The 15,916-nt window shown below is 60.6% G+C and carries 20 protein-coding genes; 13 read left to right on the top strand and 7 right to left on the bottom strand.

What is annotated here, in order from left to right; all coding sequences use genetic code 11:
* Positions 1-20 precede the first annotated feature (20 nt).
* From EV130_RS22860 to EV130_RS22850, 3 genes are all read right to left on the bottom strand, one after another.
* Positions 21-821, bottom strand: a complete 801-nt coding sequence (locus tag EV130_RS22860; protein WP_074062421.1) for an inositol monophosphatase family protein — start codon at positions 819-821, stop codon at positions 21-23.
* Positions 822-1,016: 195 nt separating this feature from the next.
* Positions 1,017-2,096: a tetratricopeptide repeat protein gene (locus tag EV130_RS22855; protein ID WP_074062422.1), complete on the bottom strand. Its 1,080-nt coding sequence runs from the start codon at positions 2,094-2,096 to the stop codon at positions 1,017-1,019.
* 10 nt (positions 2,097-2,106) lie between these two features.
* Positions 2,107-2,760, bottom strand: a complete 654-nt coding sequence (locus EV130_RS22850) for a thiamine phosphate synthase (RefSeq protein WP_074062423.1) — start codon at positions 2,758-2,760, stop codon at positions 2,107-2,109.
* Positions 2,761-2,867: 107 nt separating this feature from the next.
* Between EV130_RS22850 and EV130_RS22845 the strand changes: the two genes are divergently transcribed.
* A complete protein-coding gene (locus EV130_RS22845; RefSeq protein ID WP_074062424.1) occupies positions 2,868-3,632 on the top strand; it encodes a sulfite exporter TauE/SafE family protein in 765 nt (254 codons plus the stop codon).
* A gap of 80 nt (positions 3,633-3,712) precedes the next feature.
* Positions 3,713-3,973: an ArsR/SmtB family transcription factor gene (locus tag EV130_RS22840; protein WP_074062425.1), complete on the top strand. Its 261-nt coding sequence runs from the start codon at positions 3,713-3,715 to the stop codon at positions 3,971-3,973.
* Between the two features lie 159 nt (positions 3,974-4,132).
* On the opposite strand, the gene EV130_RS22835 is transcribed toward EV130_RS22840, so the two are convergent.
* On the bottom strand, positions 4,133-4,306 hold the full coding sequence (locus tag EV130_RS22835; RefSeq protein ID WP_074062426.1) for a YdcH family protein: 174 nt from the start codon (positions 4,304-4,306) through the stop codon (positions 4,133-4,135).
* A 228-nt stretch (positions 4,307-4,534) separates the two neighbouring features.
* Here EV130_RS22835 and EV130_RS22830 point away from each other — a divergent pair, with 228 nt between their 5' ends.
* The 7 genes from EV130_RS22830 (at position 4,535) to ggt (ending at position 10,216) form a co-directional block, all read left to right on the top strand.
* Positions 4,535-4,738 (top strand): YdcH family protein, encoded by a 204-nt coding sequence (locus EV130_RS22830; RefSeq protein WP_027508067.1) that lies wholly within the window; start codon positions 4,535-4,537, stop codon positions 4,736-4,738.
* 19 nt (positions 4,739-4,757) lie between these two features.
* On the top strand, positions 4,758-5,252 hold the full coding sequence (gene purE / locus EV130_RS22825; protein ID WP_074063317.1) for a 5-(carboxyamino)imidazole ribonucleotide mutase: 495 nt from the start codon (positions 4,758-4,760) through the stop codon (positions 5,250-5,252).
* On the top strand, positions 5,249-6,313 hold the full coding sequence (locus EV130_RS22820) for a 5-(carboxyamino)imidazole ribonucleotide synthase (RefSeq protein ID WP_074062427.1): 1,065 nt from the start codon (positions 5,249-5,251) through the stop codon (positions 6,311-6,313). Before purE ends, EV130_RS22820 begins: the two co-directional genes overlap by 4 nt.
* A gap of 156 nt (positions 6,314-6,469) precedes the next feature.
* A complete protein-coding gene (gene ykgO, locus EV130_RS22815) occupies positions 6,470-6,595 on the top strand; it encodes a type B 50S ribosomal protein L36 (protein ID WP_003582204.1) in 126 nt (41 codons plus the stop codon).
* 115 nt (positions 6,596-6,710) lie between these two features.
* Entirely contained in the window at positions 6,711-7,325 is a 615-nt protein-coding gene (locus tag EV130_RS22810; protein ID WP_074062428.1) for a tetratricopeptide repeat protein, read from the top strand.
* Between the two features lie 66 nt (positions 7,326-7,391).
* Positions 7,392-8,402, top strand: coding sequence for an alpha/beta hydrolase (locus tag EV130_RS22805; RefSeq protein WP_132661600.1), 1,011 nt, complete (start codon positions 7,392-7,394; stop codon positions 8,400-8,402).
* A 68-nt stretch (positions 8,403-8,470) separates the two neighbouring features.
* The gene (gene ggt / locus EV130_RS22800) at positions 8,471-10,216 is read left to right on the top strand and encodes a gamma-glutamyltransferase (RefSeq protein WP_132661514.1); all 1,746 of its coding nucleotides are present in this window, start codon (positions 8,471-8,473) and stop codon (positions 10,214-10,216) included.
* A gap of 4 nt (positions 10,217-10,220) precedes the next feature.
* On the opposite strand, the gene EV130_RS22795 is transcribed toward ggt, so the two are convergent.
* On the bottom strand, positions 10,221-10,928 hold the full coding sequence (locus EV130_RS22795) for a hypothetical protein (protein WP_132552444.1): 708 nt from the start codon (positions 10,926-10,928) through the stop codon (positions 10,221-10,223).
* Between the two features lie 157 nt (positions 10,929-11,085).
* Here EV130_RS22795 and EV130_RS22790 point away from each other — a divergent pair, with 157 nt between their 5' ends.
* On the top strand, positions 11,086-12,156 hold the full coding sequence (locus EV130_RS22790; protein ID WP_132552445.1) for a helix-turn-helix domain-containing protein: 1,071 nt from the start codon (positions 11,086-11,088) through the stop codon (positions 12,154-12,156).
* Positions 12,157-12,226: 70 nt separating this feature from the next.
* On the top strand, positions 12,227-13,201 hold the full coding sequence (locus EV130_RS22785; protein ID WP_074063319.1) for a threonine ammonia-lyase: 975 nt from the start codon (positions 12,227-12,229) through the stop codon (positions 13,199-13,201).
* Between the two features lie 27 nt (positions 13,202-13,228).
* On the opposite strand, the gene EV130_RS22780 is transcribed toward EV130_RS22785, so the two are convergent.
* On the bottom strand, positions 13,229-14,131 hold the full coding sequence (locus tag EV130_RS22780; protein ID WP_132661512.1) for a LysR substrate-binding domain-containing protein: 903 nt from the start codon (positions 14,129-14,131) through the stop codon (positions 13,229-13,231).
* Between the two features lie 112 nt (positions 14,132-14,243).
* On the opposite strand from EV130_RS22780, the gene EV130_RS22775 reads away from it, so the two are divergent.
* Together EV130_RS22775 and EV130_RS22770 are read left to right on the top strand one after the other, a co-directional pair.
* Positions 14,244-14,672, top strand: a complete 429-nt coding sequence (locus tag EV130_RS22775) for a tautomerase family protein (RefSeq protein WP_074062433.1) — start codon at positions 14,244-14,246, stop codon at positions 14,670-14,672.
* Positions 14,669-15,217, top strand: coding sequence for a DUF4865 family protein (locus EV130_RS22770; protein WP_132661510.1), 549 nt, complete (start codon positions 14,669-14,671; stop codon positions 15,215-15,217). Before EV130_RS22775 ends, EV130_RS22770 begins: the two co-directional genes overlap by 4 nt.
* A 1-nt stretch (position 15,218) precedes the next feature.
* Here the strand turns inward: EV130_RS22770 and EV130_RS22765 are convergent, their stop codons facing one another.
* Positions 15,219-15,854: a LysE family translocator gene (locus EV130_RS22765; RefSeq protein WP_074062435.1), complete on the bottom strand. Its 636-nt coding sequence runs from the start codon at positions 15,852-15,854 to the stop codon at positions 15,219-15,221.
* Positions 15,855-15,916: the final 62 nt, after the last annotated feature.

The raw sequence follows: 15,916 nt of genomic DNA, 5'->3' as shown, positions 1-15,916 counted from the left end.
AGTCGGTTTGCGACCTTTTCTCACTTCGCAGGGATGGGGCGCTTGATGGTCTCCAACAGCGCCTTGTGAATATATTCGTTGCCGGCGACGATCGCGCCGCCGTCGAGGATATCCGAGCCGCCGTTCCAATCGGTCGCATAGCCGCCGGCTTCGCGGATAAGCAGGATGCCGGCTGCCATGTCCCATGGCGACAATGCCATTTCCCAAAAGCCGTCGAAGCGGCCAGCGGCAACATAAGCGAGATCGAGCGAGGCAGCGCCCATGCGGCGGATGCCGGCCACTTCGCCCATCACATGACGAAGCTCGACGAGGAACTTGCCGTGATTGCCACGGCCGAGATGGGGCACGCCGCAGCCGATGACGCAATCCGAAAGAACGCGGCGCGCACCGACGCGCAGCCTGCGGTCGTTCAAGAAGGCGCCGCCGCCGCGCTCGGCGGTATAGAGCTCGTCCATCGCCGGATTGAAGACGACGCCCGCAACGATTTCGCCATTGCGCTCAAGCGCGATCGACACGGCGAATGTCGGAATGCCGTGCAGGAAGTTGGTCGTACCGTCGAGCGGATCGACGATCCAGCGGTGCGCGCCGTCCGTGCCCTTGATCTCTTCGCTCTCCTCGCCAAGGAACCCATAAGTCGGGCGCGCCTTCAAGAGCTCGTCCCTGACGATCTTTTCAGCCTTCCGGTCAGCATTGGATACGAAATCGCCCGGCCCCTTCACCGAAACCTGGAGGTTCTGTACTTCCCCGAAATCACGCCCCAGCGACTTTCCCGCCTTTACGGCAGCCTGAACCATGACATTGAGAAGAGCAGAACGGGCCATTGGGGCATTTTCCTTGGAACTGGTACGGGGTGCGCTGTCAGGGCGGGAAAGGTCCCTGATCGCCGGAAAGGGCAGCGCTCTTAGTTAGATGGCGGCCTCAAGACCACAAAATCAGGCAAATTTCAAGGGGAGAGCGTTGCGGAGGCTGAAAGAGGTCGCCGGCACCATAAGACTTCGCACGCCCTGCACCAAACGTCAGGGCAAGCGGCGGAACCTGTTCGCCCGGTCGATCGCCTGCTTTTGCTGAGTGTCCTCGATGCCAAGGTAGAAATCCTCAAGCTCAGGATCGGGTAGGCCTGCCCGGCGCGAGAGCACGTACCATTTCGCCGCTTCGACGGGGTCAGGCTTGGTGCCGAGCGCACCGATATAAAGATGTGCGAGCTTGTTCTGCGCCGCGACGTTGCCGCGATTGGCGGCAAGCTTCATCCACTGAAAGCCCTTCACGAAGTCGCGCGGTCCGTTTGTGCCATTGACGAGCCAGACGCCGAGATCGAGCTGAGCGGTGTCGTAACCGGCGCGCGCTGCGCGGGCGAGCCATTCGCGCGCCAGCTTCTTTTTCTGCTTCGGCAAATCGGCAAGCACGGAATAGATTTGCGCCACGGCATATTGGGCGTCGGCAATACCCTGCTGGGCGGATTTCTCATAGTAGGGAAGCGCGAGCTTCAGTCCTTCGGGGCCGGGATGATCGGTCGTCAGCAACTGCCCCCAGTTGAATTGCGCCGAAGGATTGCCGCCGTCGGCTGCCCGGCGCATGTAATCGTCCGCCTTCGCCTTGTCGCGCGGCACGAGCTCTCCGGCCATCAGGATCAGCGAATATTTGAACATCGCCGCCGCATCGCCGCCTTCGGCCGCCTTGCCGTACCAGAACGCAGCACTCTTCAGATCGCGGCGAACGCCGAGCCCGGCATACTGCATTTCGGCAATGAGCGTCTGTGCTGCCGGATCTCCAAGCTGGGCTCGCGGTAGCGCCAGCTGCATTGCCGTCAGGTAGTAACCGCGCTGATAGGCGCCGTAAGCCGTATCGATAGGCCCTTTGTAATCCTTCTCCGGCGGCAGGTCGGGCAGCTTGGCGCCCATGCGGTCCAAGACGCCGAGACCGGTAGAGGGCTGTGCTCCTTCCGCCGGCCGGTTGGTCTTGAACGGTTCGGCCTTTGAACCAAGCGGACGTGTCACGACGTTGTCGACGGTCTGGGCCGAAGCGCCACACGGCAAAACGGCCGCGAAGACGGCGGCAGACAGGACAAATCGGCGCAAACGGGCGGAGAGGATCGGCATGGCCGCGATATCAATCCTCAAACCGTGGCGCTTTTTCGTCAAGAAGCGCGTTGACCTGCGCGACAACCGACGGGGCAAGACCCGGCTCGCCAAACACCGCCAGGCGCAATGCCACGAACTCGGCACCGGACTCGGCGACGACAAGGGCAGATGCCGGGTCGGTCCCGCCCATGACGATGCAGGGAATTTCGATCATCGAGGCCCACCATTCGGCGAGCGCCACGTTCTTCGGATGCGCTTCGGGCTTGATATCGCCGTCGAGTTTGCCGAAGAAAATATAGTCCGGCCGCGCCTCGCCGATCTCCAAAGCCGTGTGGCGGTCGCTCGCTTTACCGCCGCCGATGATCAGCTTGCCGGCATGTTTGTCGATCGCCTCGGCGATTTCGGCGGCTGAGCCCGTCAAATGCAAGCCGTCGGCCTTCGAGCGTCCGGCGATGCGGCTGTCGCCCGCAATCAGCGCCGCTGCCCCTGCATCCTGGATGATCGGAACCAGTTTCTCGGCATGTTTTTGAAACGCGCCGGTATCGAGTCCGTATTGCGGCACGATCACCGAGGCAACATCGCCGCCCTTGAGCGCGTCGGCGACAATCTTTGCCTGCTCGTCGGCATCAGCGATGTCCGGGACGATCAGGACAAGGCGGCAGCGGTTTTCCGGTCCGGTCATGAGCACTTTCCATTTTCAGCGGATTTCGCCAGCAGACGGCAAATCCACGCTCGTTTTGTGTGAGTAATTCCGTTAGACGGGGCTGGCAAGGGGAGGGCTTGAAAAGCATGCTGCCGGAACTGTCATTCTTTTATGCCGCGGTGCCTGCCGTGCTCCTCGTCGGTCTCGCCAAGGGCGGCATGGGCGACGCACTGGCCTTGATCGGCGTTCCTATTTTAGCCCTGGTTGTCTCGCCTGTCGAAGCGGCCGCCATCCTGCTGCCGATCCTGATCTTCATGGACATGATCTCGCTTGTCGTCTGGCGCAAGCACGGCGATTGGGCGACGCTGAAGATCATGTTGCCGGGCGCCCTCTTCGGCATCGCGGTCGGCTGGGCGACGTCGGCACTGGTGCCAGGCAATGTCTTGCGCGTGGTCATCGGCGCAGTCACCGTACTCTTCTGCGCCCGCTATTTCTGGAACAGTTTCGGCCCCGGTTCAGGAAAGGTCGTCCTGCCGCGCGGCCAGAGCCCCTTGCTGGCGAGCGCCTGGGGCACGCTTTCCGGCTATGGCAGTTTCGTCGCCCATGCCGGCGGCGCGCCGTTTCAGATCTACGCCCTGCCCTTGAAACTGCCGCCACGCGAATTCACCGGCACCAGCGTACGTTTTTTTGCAATCTTGAACGCGGTGAAACTCGTTCCCTATTTTGCGCTTGGCCAGCTTGATACCAAGAATCTCGTGACATCGGCGACATTGCTGCCTTTCGCGCCGCTTGCCACGATTGCTGGCGCCTGGTGCGTCAAGCGCATGAAGCCGGAGATCTTCTATCCGTTCATGTATGCAATGGCACTGATCGCAGCCCTTCTGATCATTCACGAAGGCCTTGGATTCTAAGTCATGACGCCGGCAAGTGCTGCTCGGTTGCGGCGCACAATTTCCTTGCCCGGACGCTGCCTTTGACGTAGCTTTCCGCCATGTCGACCACCGACCCTTTCGCCGCGATATCAGATCCGAACCGGCGGTTCTTGCTGGAGCAGTTGCGGCGCGCGCCGAAAACGGTCAACGAGCTCGCCGAAAGCCTGCCCATCAGCCGGCCGGCGGTCTCGCAGCACCTGAAGGCGTTGCTCGACAGCAACCTCGTGTCGGTGACCAGTGAAGGCACGAGGCGCATCTATGCGGTCAACAACCGTGGCTTCGACAGGCTCAATCTGTGGCTTGATCAATTCTGGGCGTGAAGCCTTTGTCCAATAGAAAATGCGCCAGCCCAACTCCGCACTGTTTGGGACTGGCGCATGATATTATCAAAAATCGCCGATCTTCACTAACCCGTTTGAAAGACTGGATTTTATCCTCTTATGCTGCAGGATCAGCGTGCCGGCAATAGGCATTATTGCTTAGTGAACGGATGATTTCAGACGTTGGATTTCGTCTTTGATGCGCAGCTTTCTGCGCTTGCAATCCGCAATGTCGGTGTCTTTTCTGGAGGGAGATGTCATCAGCGAATGCAACTCCTCCTCAAGAGCTACATGCTTTTTCTCGAGTGACTCAAGATGAGCTTGAACAGTCATTAGACCCTTCCTTCCTCTTGCCTTCCCCAGCCATCCATCGCTGGAGTTCTAGGCGTCAACTTTTGGAATGTGACATATTTTTACATCCTTGTCGAAGGCGAAAACGTGCTCAGTCCGTGGCAAATTCATGATCAACACCAACTAGCCGCTGCCGCTATTTGGTGATAGGAGCTTGCGGAAATCATCGCCAGGCCGGACAACGTCCGAAGACGATTATGGGGAGTACGAATGGCCGATCAGGAACAGGCGGAAATCAGGCTCATGGCGGCGCGATTGCGTCAGGAGCACGAGGATTACGACGCCGCGATCAACGCCATGATTGCCATGGGATGCGACGCGTTGCGCATCCAGCGCATGAAAAAGAAGAAGCTCGCCATCAAGGACAAGCTGACCAAGCTGGAAGACCAGATCATTCCGGATATCATCGCCTGAAAGGGTAATGCCGTTGACGCTGACAGACAGACCGCCCGTCGCCATCATCATGGGCAGCCAGTCCGACTGGGAGACCATGAAAAACGCCGCCGACACGCTCGAGACGTTGGAAATTCCTTATGAAGCGCGCATTATTTCGGCGCATCGAACGCCCGAGCGCATGGTGAATTTTGCCAAGACCGCACGCGACGAGGGCTTCAAGGTAATCATCGCCGGTGCGGGCGGCGCCGCCCACCTTCCCGGCATGACGGCGGCGCTGACGCCGCTTCCGGTCTTCGGCGTTCCCGTCCAGTCGAAGACGATGTCGGGCCAGGACAGCCTTCTTTCTATCGTCCAGATGCCAGGCGGCATCCCGGTCGGCACGCTTGCGATCGGCAAGGCAGGTGCAATCAACGCAGCGCTCCTGGCCGCTGCCGTTCTTGCGCTTTCGGACGAGGACATCGCCGAGCGTCTCGATGAATATCGCGAACGGCAAAGCGCCTCGATTGCCGATTATCCAATGGACAACCTATGACGGCAATGACGATCGGCATCATCGGCGGCGGCCAACTCGGGCGCATGCTTGCGATGGCAGCAGCACGGCTGAACTTCCGGACGATCATCCTGGAACCGCAGGCAGATTGTCCCGCCGCGCAGACAGCCAACCGCCAGATCGTTGCGGCCTATGACGATCCCGCCGCGCTTGCCGAACTGGCAAAGGCCTGTGACGTCGTAACCTACGAATTCGAGAATGTACCGGTTTCGGCAGCCGAGGCCCTGGCAAGGAATGTTCCCGTCTACCCCCCGCCCAAGGCATTGGAAGTGGCACAAGACCGTCTTGTCGAAAAGCGCTTCATCAATGAATGCGGCATCCCGACCGCGCGCTTTCACGCCGTCGATAGCCAAAGCGAGCTTGACAAGGCGTTAAAGGACTTCGGCGGCCAGGGCGTGCTCAAGACGCGTCGGCTTGGCTATGACGGCAAGGGCCAAAAGGTATTCCGTTCCGCCGCCGACAGCGCACAAGGCGCCTATGCCGCACTCGGCGGCGTGCCGCTGATTCTGGAGAGCTTCGTCGCCTTCGAGCGCGAGATTTCCGTCATCGCCGCCCGCGCAGCAAACGGCAGCGTCGTCGCCTATGATGCGGCGCAGAACGTACATCGCAACGGCATTTTGCACACCTCCACGGTACCCGCGTCGATCTCACAGGCGACAGCCACGGCTGCACACCAGGCGGCGGAAGCAATCCTCTCCTCGCTCGGCTATGTCGGCGTCATCGGCATCGAATTCTTCGTCCTTGCAGACGGCAGCCTGATCGCCAACGAGATGGCGCCGCGCGTCCACAATTCCGGCCACTGGACCGAGGCGGCTTGCGTTGTCTCGCAGTTCGAGCAGCACGTCCGTGCCGTCGGCGGGCTGCCGCTCGGCAGCGCGGAGCGTCATTCCGAATGCGTGATGCAGAACCTGATCGGTGACGATATCTTGAGCCTGCCGGAATGGCTGAAACGCCGCAATACCTTCGTCCACCTCTACGGCAAGACCGAATCCCGCCCCGGCCGGAAGATGGGGCATGTGACGGTACTGACGGGGAAAGCCTAGGTTTTGCCCGAGAAAACGCCTTCATGTGGTTGACACAGGCATGAGGCCGGGTTATCTGCACGCCCAACCTAAAGAGCGCGCGCAGACGCGCTTTTTGATTGTTTAAAAGATACGGGCGAATGTGAAATTCCCCCACAGAGATCGCGGATCAGAAAAATGAAGATCAAGAATTCGCTCAAGTCGCTCAAGGCTCGCCACCGGGACAATCGTCTGGTTCGCCGCAAGGGCCGCATCTACATCATCAACAAGCTGAACCCGCGCTACAAGGCTCGTCAGGGCTGATCTTGGCGTGAACCGGACTACGCCTGCGCGTTTTATGTTGCTGCGGGCTTATCTGGTTGGGTCGCTTCGGTGATCACATCAAATTTTCTTTGATCTTCGGCGCTGGCGGGCTACATTGTCCGCCATGCGCTTTTTTGCTTTGACCTGCGCGGCGCTGCCGCTTGCCTTCGGTTTGCTTGCTCCTGCTTTTCCTGCTGCTGCAGCGGAGAAGGACGTTATTGTCGAGCAGCCGGATGCCAATGCCTCCCCGAAACAGCATCTCGACAATCTCTATGCCCAGCTCAAGCGCGAGCGCGATCCCGACAAGGCCAGCGGCATTGCGGAAGAAATCCGCCTCGAGTGGAACAATTCCGGCAGCGCCACGGTGAACTTGCTGATGCAGTGGGCCGACAAGGCGATCGAGGAAAAGCGCAATCCTGCAGCCCTTGATTTCCTCGATCAGGCAATCGCGCTGAAGCCCGACTACGCAGAAAGCTGGAACCGCCGCGCAACGCTGAACTATGCCATGGGCAATTACCGCAAGTCGATGTCCGACATCGAACACGTGCTCGATCTCGAGCCGCGCCACTTCGGTGCACTCTCGGGATTGGCGACGATTCTCAACATGTCGGGCAATGATCAACTCACCTTGAAAGCCTGGGAGCGCTTCCTGGAGGTCTACCCCGCAAACCGAGCGGCGCAGCAGCAGGCGAATACTCTCTCCGAAAAACTCGCCGGCAGCCGGACCTGATCTTGACGGCGAACCGGCATGCGCAATCTTACGGACGGGTGCCTTAACTGTTGCCGGTTCAAAGCCATGCTTGCCGAAATTTCAGCCATTCTCGTCCCCATCGCTGCCGCAATCGGCTATTCGTCTTACAAAGCCCGGCAGTTTGAACAGGCATTTCCCAATATCGGCGAACTGAACGATATCGACGGCTACAGGATGAATGCCGTGCACATCCCCCGCCCCGACACGGCCGACCTGCCGCCCCTGGTCTTTATCCATGGCGCGAGCGGCAACCTGCTCGACCAGATCGGCGCGTTCCTGCTGCCGCTCGAAGGGCGCGCGGAAATGCTGTTCGTCGACCGTCCCGGACATGGCTATTCGGAGCGCGGAGGACCGGAGAACGCCTTTCCCTCCGGCCAGGCGGATGCGATTGCAAAACTCATGGAAAAGCGCGGGATAAAAGAGGCGATCATCGTCGGTCACTCCTTGGGCGGTGCGGTCGCCGCGGCCTTTGGCGTCAACCATCCGGAAAAGACCGCCGGTCTCCTCTTCCTTGCCCCGGCGACGCATCCGTGGCCTGGCGGCATCGACTGGTACTATCATATCGCGACGGTGCCGCTGATCGGCTGGCTCTTTAGTCGAGTTGTGGTCGTCCCATTGGGCCTGTGGCGGCTGGAGCAGGTCACGCTCAACGTCTTCCGGCCAAATCAGCGCCCGGCTGATTACATCTCAAAGACCGGACCGTCCCTGGTGTTGCGGCCGAAGACCTTTAGTGCCAACGCCACCGATTTCATGAGGCTGCTTGAATATCTGAAGGTGCAGTCCCCCTTTTATACCCGCATCACGGCGCCGACCGTCATCATCACCGGCGACAGCGACGGCATCGTCTGGGAGCACCTGCATTCTCAAGCCCTTGCCCGCGACATTGCCGGCTCCAAACTGCTGAAGATCAAAGGCGTTGGCCATAAGCCTGACTATCTCGCCACCGATGTCGCCATCGCCGCCCTGGAAAACATCGCCGGAATGCCGCGCGATCTGCAAGGCGCCGTGCGCGTTGCCGAAGAAAGGTTGTCAGGCGCCAGCTCGATTGCCGCTTGAACAGACTTGCGCACCGCCAAAACGCAACCATATCCCTGCGAATAATTCGATCGTTTGGAGAAGAAGTGATGGGACGCTTGCGCATTAAAGCCATTTCGCTATTTACCGCGTTTACCTTTGTCGTCTCACCGCTCGCGCCGGCGTTCGCCGCGTCGCCTGCGCCCGTCGAAGCCGAACATGGCATGGTCGTCACCGCACAGCATCTGGCCACAGATGTCGGTGTCGAAATCCTCAAGAGCGGCGGCAATGCGGTGGATGCGGCAGTGGCGGTCGGCTACGCATTGGCAGTCGTGTATCCGACGGCGGGCAATATCGGCGGCGGCGGCTTCATGACGATCAGGCTGAAGGACGGCAAGACCACCTTCCTCGATTTTCGTGAGCGCGCACCGCTTGCCGCCACCAAGACCATGTATCTCGATGCCAAGGGCGATATCGTTCCGCGCGCCAGCCTGGACGGCTATCTCGCCGTCGGCGTGCCGGGCTCGGTCATGGGCTTCGAAACTGCGCGTGAGAGATATGGCACCAAACCCCGCGCCGAGTTGCTGGCGCCTGCGGTCCGCTTTGCCAAGGACGGCTTCACGTTGGAACAGGGCGACGCTGCGACGTTCGCCTCAAGCGCAAAGCGCCTGGCGAAAGATGAAGCTGCCGCAAAGATCTTCCTGAAGCCGGATGGCCGACCTTATTCCGCCGGTGAAAAGCTCGTGCAGCCCGAGCTCGCCAGGGTGCTGACCGATATTTCCGAGAAGGGCGCCGACGCCTTTTACAGGGCCGCACCTGCCGAAGCGATCGTGAAGGCGAGCCAGGCGAAAGGCGGCGTTCTCGCGAAGGAAGATTTCGAGCAATATAAAGTGCGCGAATTAAAGCCGGTCGAATGCAACTACCGTGGCTACGACATCGTCTCCTCGCCGCCGCCCTCCTCCGGCGGCGTCATCATCTGCGAGATCCTGAACGTGCTGGAGGGCTACCCGCTTTCCTACATGGGTTATGGTTCGTCCGAGACGGTCCGCGCCATGGTCGAGGCCATGCGTTACGCCTATGTCGACCGCAACGCCGCCCTTGGTGATCCGGACTTCGTCGACAACCCGGTCTCGAAGCTTCTGGACAAGGGCTATGCCAAGGAAATCCGCGAGAAGACCGACCCCTACAAGGCCGGCAAGTCCCAAAACCTTAAGCCGCTCGGCGCCAAGGAAAGCGTTGAAACCACCCATTATTCGATCATCGACGACGAGGGCAACGCGGTCGCCGTCACTTATACGCTGAACGGCTCTTTCGGTGCCGGCGTGGTTGCCCCCGGGACCGGCATCCTGCTCAACAACGAAATGGACGATTTCACCTCGAAGCCGGGCGTGCCGAACCTCTACGGGCTCGTCCAGGGCGAAGCCAACGCGATCGCGCCGAAGAAGACGCCGCTTTCCTCCATGAGCCCGACGATCATCTCCAGGGATGGCAAGCCCTTCATGGTGATCGGCAGCCCCGGGGGCTCGCGCATCATTACGATCACGCTGGAAGCCATCTTGAACGTCATCGATTTCGGCATGGACATCAGCCAGGCCGTCAATGCACCGCGCATCCATCATCAATGGCAGCCGGACAAGATCTATCTCGAACCCTATACCCTGTCTCCGGACACGATAAAGACGCTCGCCGCCATGGGCTACACTTTTGACGACGGCAGCGGTCCGCCGCAATGGGGCCAGGCGGCCGGCATCCTTGTCGGCGGCAAGAGCCTCGCCGATATCGAGAAGAGTGGCGGGGCGCGCTATTATGGTGCGATGGATAGCCGCGCCACCGAGGGTTCGGCAAACGGTTATTGAGCGCCTACCGGATCCGGGCGCGTACATAATCTGCCTTGATGTTCACCAGCGGGCGCGCGCCCGCGACGCTTGGAACGAGGCTGTCGACGTAGGACGCCTTGGCAGTCACGGTGTAATCGACCGGCACATCCTTGCCGAATCCGAGATCGGCATCGAGCGACTGTGCGCAGATCTCGATCCTTTCATCGTGCTTAACAATATCGTAGGTGAGGCTGGCGCGGACGGCGGCGCCGGAGATATCGACGCTGGAAGCGTGGCCTTCGAGCGTAATGTCGGCCGCCTTTCCCGATGCGCCAAGACTTGCGAAGGCGCCATTCAATTCCGCAACGAAAACCTGCTGCTCGATACGCACGGCGCTGCCGGGCGGGACATTTGCCGAGACTTCCGTCGAGCAATCGGCAATGTCGCTCCAGGCCGACATGGCGACGTCGATCGTCAATGTGGCTCCGTCGACTCGTGCCCGGCTCTCGTCCTTGCAGATATTGAAGAACCAGCTCGAATACCAGGATGAAAACCAGCCACTGCGGCGCCCGCTGGTTGCTGCGCGATAGGGCTCATCCGATTTCGTGGTGATCTTGATCGAGCTTGCATCGCCAATGATGACGATCGTGCGGATGCTGGAAACATCAAAGGTCTCGCCGAGCGGTCCTGCACCGGCGAAACCGGAAATCAGCGTCGTGAGAATGAGGGGAATGAAAAGGACTATCGACATCGGCTTTCTCCTGGATGGCACCGTCGAAATGACCGGCCATGTCAGGCTGCCTTCCGGTCCTTTTTATCGAGACCTCAATCATGATCCGGGTCGCCCGCAATTGCGATCGAGGCCATTGTCGTGCTGATATCGAACCATCGAATCCGGACGCCGCCTCATGATCTTTGTTCCGCTTCCCTTCGTCGTTGCATTGCTGCTCTTCATCGTCCAGTTCCGCCTGCTGCGGCAGGAAGACTGGCGTGCGCCGGAAAAGCGGCCGTTCCTGCTTCTCATCGGCATCTACGCGCTGCAGTCCGTTCTGATCGGAATCCGCTGGGGCTACGACGTTCTCGCGATCATGCCGGCACAAGCCATTCTGGCAGCGATGATTGCCGCGCTCGCCTGGGTCAGTTTCCGGAGCCTGACGCTGGAAGGGCCGGCCTCGTTCGCTCAACTGTGGCCTCATATCCTTCCGGCGGTTCTCATAGCCGCCCTTTTGATATTCTGGCGCGAGCTGACGGGCGTTGCCTTGACCCTCATCTTCCTTGGCTATGGAGCGGCGCTGCTCTTACTCGCGCGCCATGGCCCGGACGGGCTTATCGCGTCGCGGCTCGACGGTGCGCTCCTTTCTTATCGTTCACTCCTGATCACGGCCGCGGCGCTCATTGCCGCCGCGCTCGCCGATATCTACATCAGCCTGGATTTCGACCGCACGGGCGGCACGCATGGCGGTGCCATCGTGGCACTCGGCAACGTCATCACGCTGCTGGTTCTCGGCGGCGCCGCGTCCATCGCCAGCGGCGGCCAACCGGCGCAAGAGCCGAGCCTGGAAACAGCCCCCACCCCGCCGTCAATGCCGACGGAAGAGGACGGCGAAGTTGCCGCCTCGCTCGATGCACTGATGCAGTCACGCGAAATCTATCGCGATCCCGAGCTAAACCTCAACCGCATTGCGCGAAAGTTGAGCCTGCCTGCCCGCCGCGTATCGATTGCCGTCAACCGCATCCACGGCATCAGCGTCTCGCAATATGTCAATGAGTTCCGCATCCGTTCGGCCTGCGATCAACTGATCAGGTCGGACGAACAGGTGACGCGCGTGATGTTCGATTCCGGCTTCATCAGCAAATCGAACTTCAATCGCGAGTTCCTGCGCGTGACCGGCACGAGCCCGACCGACTTCCGGCGCCGGCGCATCAGCGGCGTGGCTGACACCGCTGATGCAAAAGCGCCGGCTTTTGTGTCACGGTGACAAAGTCTGCGTTCACAAGTGAAGGCGGGCATCATATTCATGGATGAACCATCAGCCGAAAGAGCTCATAATGGCCAGCATTGAAATGATCGTCGCCGCTCGCGCCCGTCTCCGGGGCCATGCACGGCGAACGCCACTACTTTCTTCCCCGTTCCTCGACGAGATCGCCCGAAGGCATGTCTTCGTGAAGGCGGAATGCCTGCAGCATTCCGGCTCGTTCAAGTTCCGCGGCGGCTGGTCGGCCGTTTCCGGCCTTGATCCTGCAGTGCGTGCGAAGGGCGTCATCGCCTTTTCGTCCGGCAACCACGCGCAGGGCGTCGCCCTTGCCGCAAGGCTTCACGGCATTCCTTCCGTTATCATCATGCCGTCCGACGCGCCGTCGCTGAAGATCGACAACACTCGTGCCTTCGGTGCCGAAGTGGTGCTTTACGACCGCGCAAATGGGGATCGTGATGCGATCGGCGCCCGGTTTTCGGCAGAGCGCGGCCTCACACTGATCAGGCCTTTCGACGAGCCGTTGGTGATTGCCGGCCAGGGCACGACCGGGCTTGAAATTGCCGAACAGGCAGAAGAGGAAGGTGTGAAGTCCGCAGAAGTCCTTGTACCGTGCGGCGGCGGCGGGCTGACGTCCGGCATCGCGCTGGCGCTCGAAGCAAGCGCGCCGGGCCTCACCGTGAGGCCCTGCGAGCCGAAGGACTTCGACGACACCACACGTTCACTGGCATCCGGCAGGATCGAGCGCAACGCGGCGATGACGGGCACGGTCTGCGACGCGATCATGACGCCGGAACCGGGCAAGATCACGTTCCCGATCCTGCAGCGGCTCGCAGGCGCGGGCATTGTCGTCACCGACGAAGAGGCGCTGCGCGCCATGGCACTCGCATTCAAACGGCTGAAGATTGTCGTCGAGCCCGGCGGGGCGGTCGCGCTTGCCGCTGCGCTTTTCCATGGCGACGCCCTGGAAAGCGACAACGTCATCGCCGTGACATCGGGCGGCAATGTCGACGCGGATATCTTTGCCACCGCTCTCGAGCGATACGGCTGACCCGGTCAGCGCCTACGCATTCTTCGATCACCGTTGCGGCACAAAATCTAAGACCGCCTCTCCTACCGCCCGCAGCAAGATGGAAGCGAGCCGTGCCGTCGCCGGATCTGGGTCGGCTTCCGCGCGGTGAAGCACGAGACCCAACGAGGCAAGCTGCGGCAATCCCAGTTGCTCGGGCTTCAGCGGCCTGACCTTTGCCGGCAAGCCTATCGGCGTGCGTATCGTTACGCCCAACCCGGCCGCCGTCGCAGCCCACAGCCCGCTAAGGCTTGGGCTGACGAAGGCAAGCCGCCAGGCAATGTTGGCCCTGTCCAGCGCATTCGTCGCCGCGGTTCGCAGGAGACAGGGCGCCTCCAGCAAGGCCAGTGGCAGCGGCTCGCCGCGTGCGGAATTCCAGCCGGGCTCACCTTCGGCAGGACCGATCCAGCGCATCGGCACCTCGCAGATCTTTTCGCAATGCGCGCTCAAGGTTGCATCACTCCAAGCGAGCGCCAGATCGAGTTTGCCGGTTGTGACGCGCTCGAGCAGTTCCGCGTTACGGACGACTCGCGCCTCGATGCGCACCTTCGGATGGGCACGGGCAAAACGGCCGAGAACATCGGGAAGCAGATTTTCGCCGAAGTCCTCTTGTAGGCCAAGGCGGACCCAGCCTTCCAGCTCGGCGCTTTGGACGGCCGCTGCCGCTTCCTCGTTAAGTTCAAGCAGCCGTCGGGCGTAAGCGAGCATCGTCTCGCCCGCCTCCGTCAAAGCCAGGCCACGGCCTGCCTTGCGGAAAATCGGCGTACCGGCCTGCTCCTCCAGTTTCTTGAGCTGTGCGCTGACGGCCGAGGTGGAGCGCCCCAGCCGATCGGCCGCCTTTGCAAAGTTGCCGAGTTCCATTCCAGTCGCGAAGGCTCGCAATACAGCGAGGTCGAAGACCATCCTGCGCATCGTTTAATCCCGTTTTTCAGAACGTTCAGTTCATATAATTCTGATTTTCTGCATCATCGTGGCGTGCGAGGATCATGAAGTCAAGGATTGTCAACGAAAAGGGAGTCTCCACATGCCTTTGGTTCGAATCTCTTTGCTGAAAGGCAAGTCGCCGGATTATCTCCGTGCGCTCTCAGACAACATTCATCGTGCCATGGTCGAAACGTTCGACGTGCCTGTGAACGACCGCTTCCAGGTCATTCATCAGCATGAGCCTGGCGAGTTGATCTTCGACCGCCACTATCTCGGGGGGCCGAGATCCGACGATTTCGTGCTCTTTTCCATCACCGCGGGCAAGCCCCGCACGATCGGGATGCGCAAGGCCTTTTACCGGCGTGCGGCCGATCTGCTTGGACAGTCGCCGGGCCTGAGACCTGAAGATGTGATGATCGTGGTCAACACGACCTCTCCGGAGGAATGGTCCTTCGCCAATGGCGAAGCTTCGATGATGGAACCAGATTGGCAGATGCGAGCGCTCGCAACCATGGAGGCACCCCGATGATCGCCATGCAGTACAGCTTCACCCTGCCGGCGGATTATGACATGACGATCGTCGATCGCCGGATCGGCGACAAAGGGTCAATGATGGACGGCTTTCCGAATCTTCGGTTCAAGGCCTACCTCAGCGCCAGCAAGGGCGAATTCGGCAGCCGGGAGAACCTTTATGCTCCGTTCTATCTTTGGGAGCGGCCCGACGGCGCCAGCAATTTCCTCACCGGTCCCGGTTTCCAAGGCTTGACGCAGTCTTTCGGCTGGCCGCAGGTCATCCACTGGTTGGTATGGAATGCCGAGATCGCGGACTTGCGCGCCGCAAAGTTTGCAAGCCGCGACATCCTGCCGATCCCTGCCTACGCGCCGCTTGCCGAAATCCGCAAGCAGGAGGTCACGCGGTCAAATGCTGAAGCGGCCGAACGCGGCGTGCTGGCCACGATATCGGCTTTCGAGCCGTCGGGCTGGAGCCTTGTGCGCTTCACGCTCTATCGGGACATGCCGTTGATCTTCAACAAAGACCAGATCTATCGCGTCGGTCATGTCTCCCTGCCTTAGGTCAGGTGGTCGCACGCCGATAAAATGCCAATGACCCGGCAAGCGCGAGGAGTGCGCCGCCGCTGATACGGTCAAGCCACATGGCGCCGGAATTCTTGAGCAGGCGCACTGCCTGCGAGCCGAAGACGGCGTATCCGAACATGATGACGAAATCGATCGAGGCGAAGATGAGGGCAAGCACCGCATACTGAGTTGGCTGCGGCAGCGCAGGATCGATGAACTGCGGCAGAAAAGCCGAGAAGAACAGGTAGCCCTTGGGATTTGTGACGGCCACCATGAAGCTTTTAAGCCCGATCGCGAAGGTTGAACCGGCGCCACCTGCGCTTTCCACCTTCGCTGCCGTTTCGATCGTCCCCTTGGAGCGCAGCATCATGATGCCGAGAAAGGCAAGATAGGCGGCACCCAGATACTTCAGTACGGAGAACCAGAATTCGGAGGCCGCAAGCAGCGCGCCGAGGCCGATCGCCACAGCACCGATCAGAACGAAATCCGAAAGCACCGCACCCAGCATGCCGGCAATCGCCCGACGAGTGCCGTAACGCGAACCGTTGGTCAGCGCCAGGAGCACTGTCGGCCCCGGCGTCGCGATACCGACAAAGGAAACCGCAGCAAAAGCAAGAAGCGTGACGATATCCATAGGTCCCTCCAGAGCTCGGATACCGGAAGACTTGCATCTGGCGGAACCGCGATCAAGCCGAA

Source organism: Rhizobium azibense (assembly GCF_004342325.1).
GTDB classification, from domain to species: domain Bacteria; phylum Pseudomonadota; class Alphaproteobacteria; order Rhizobiales; family Rhizobiaceae; genus Rhizobium; species Rhizobium etli_B.
Note: the sequence above shows the minus strand (reverse complement) of the source record. Positions and strands in the feature narration are given on the sequence as shown.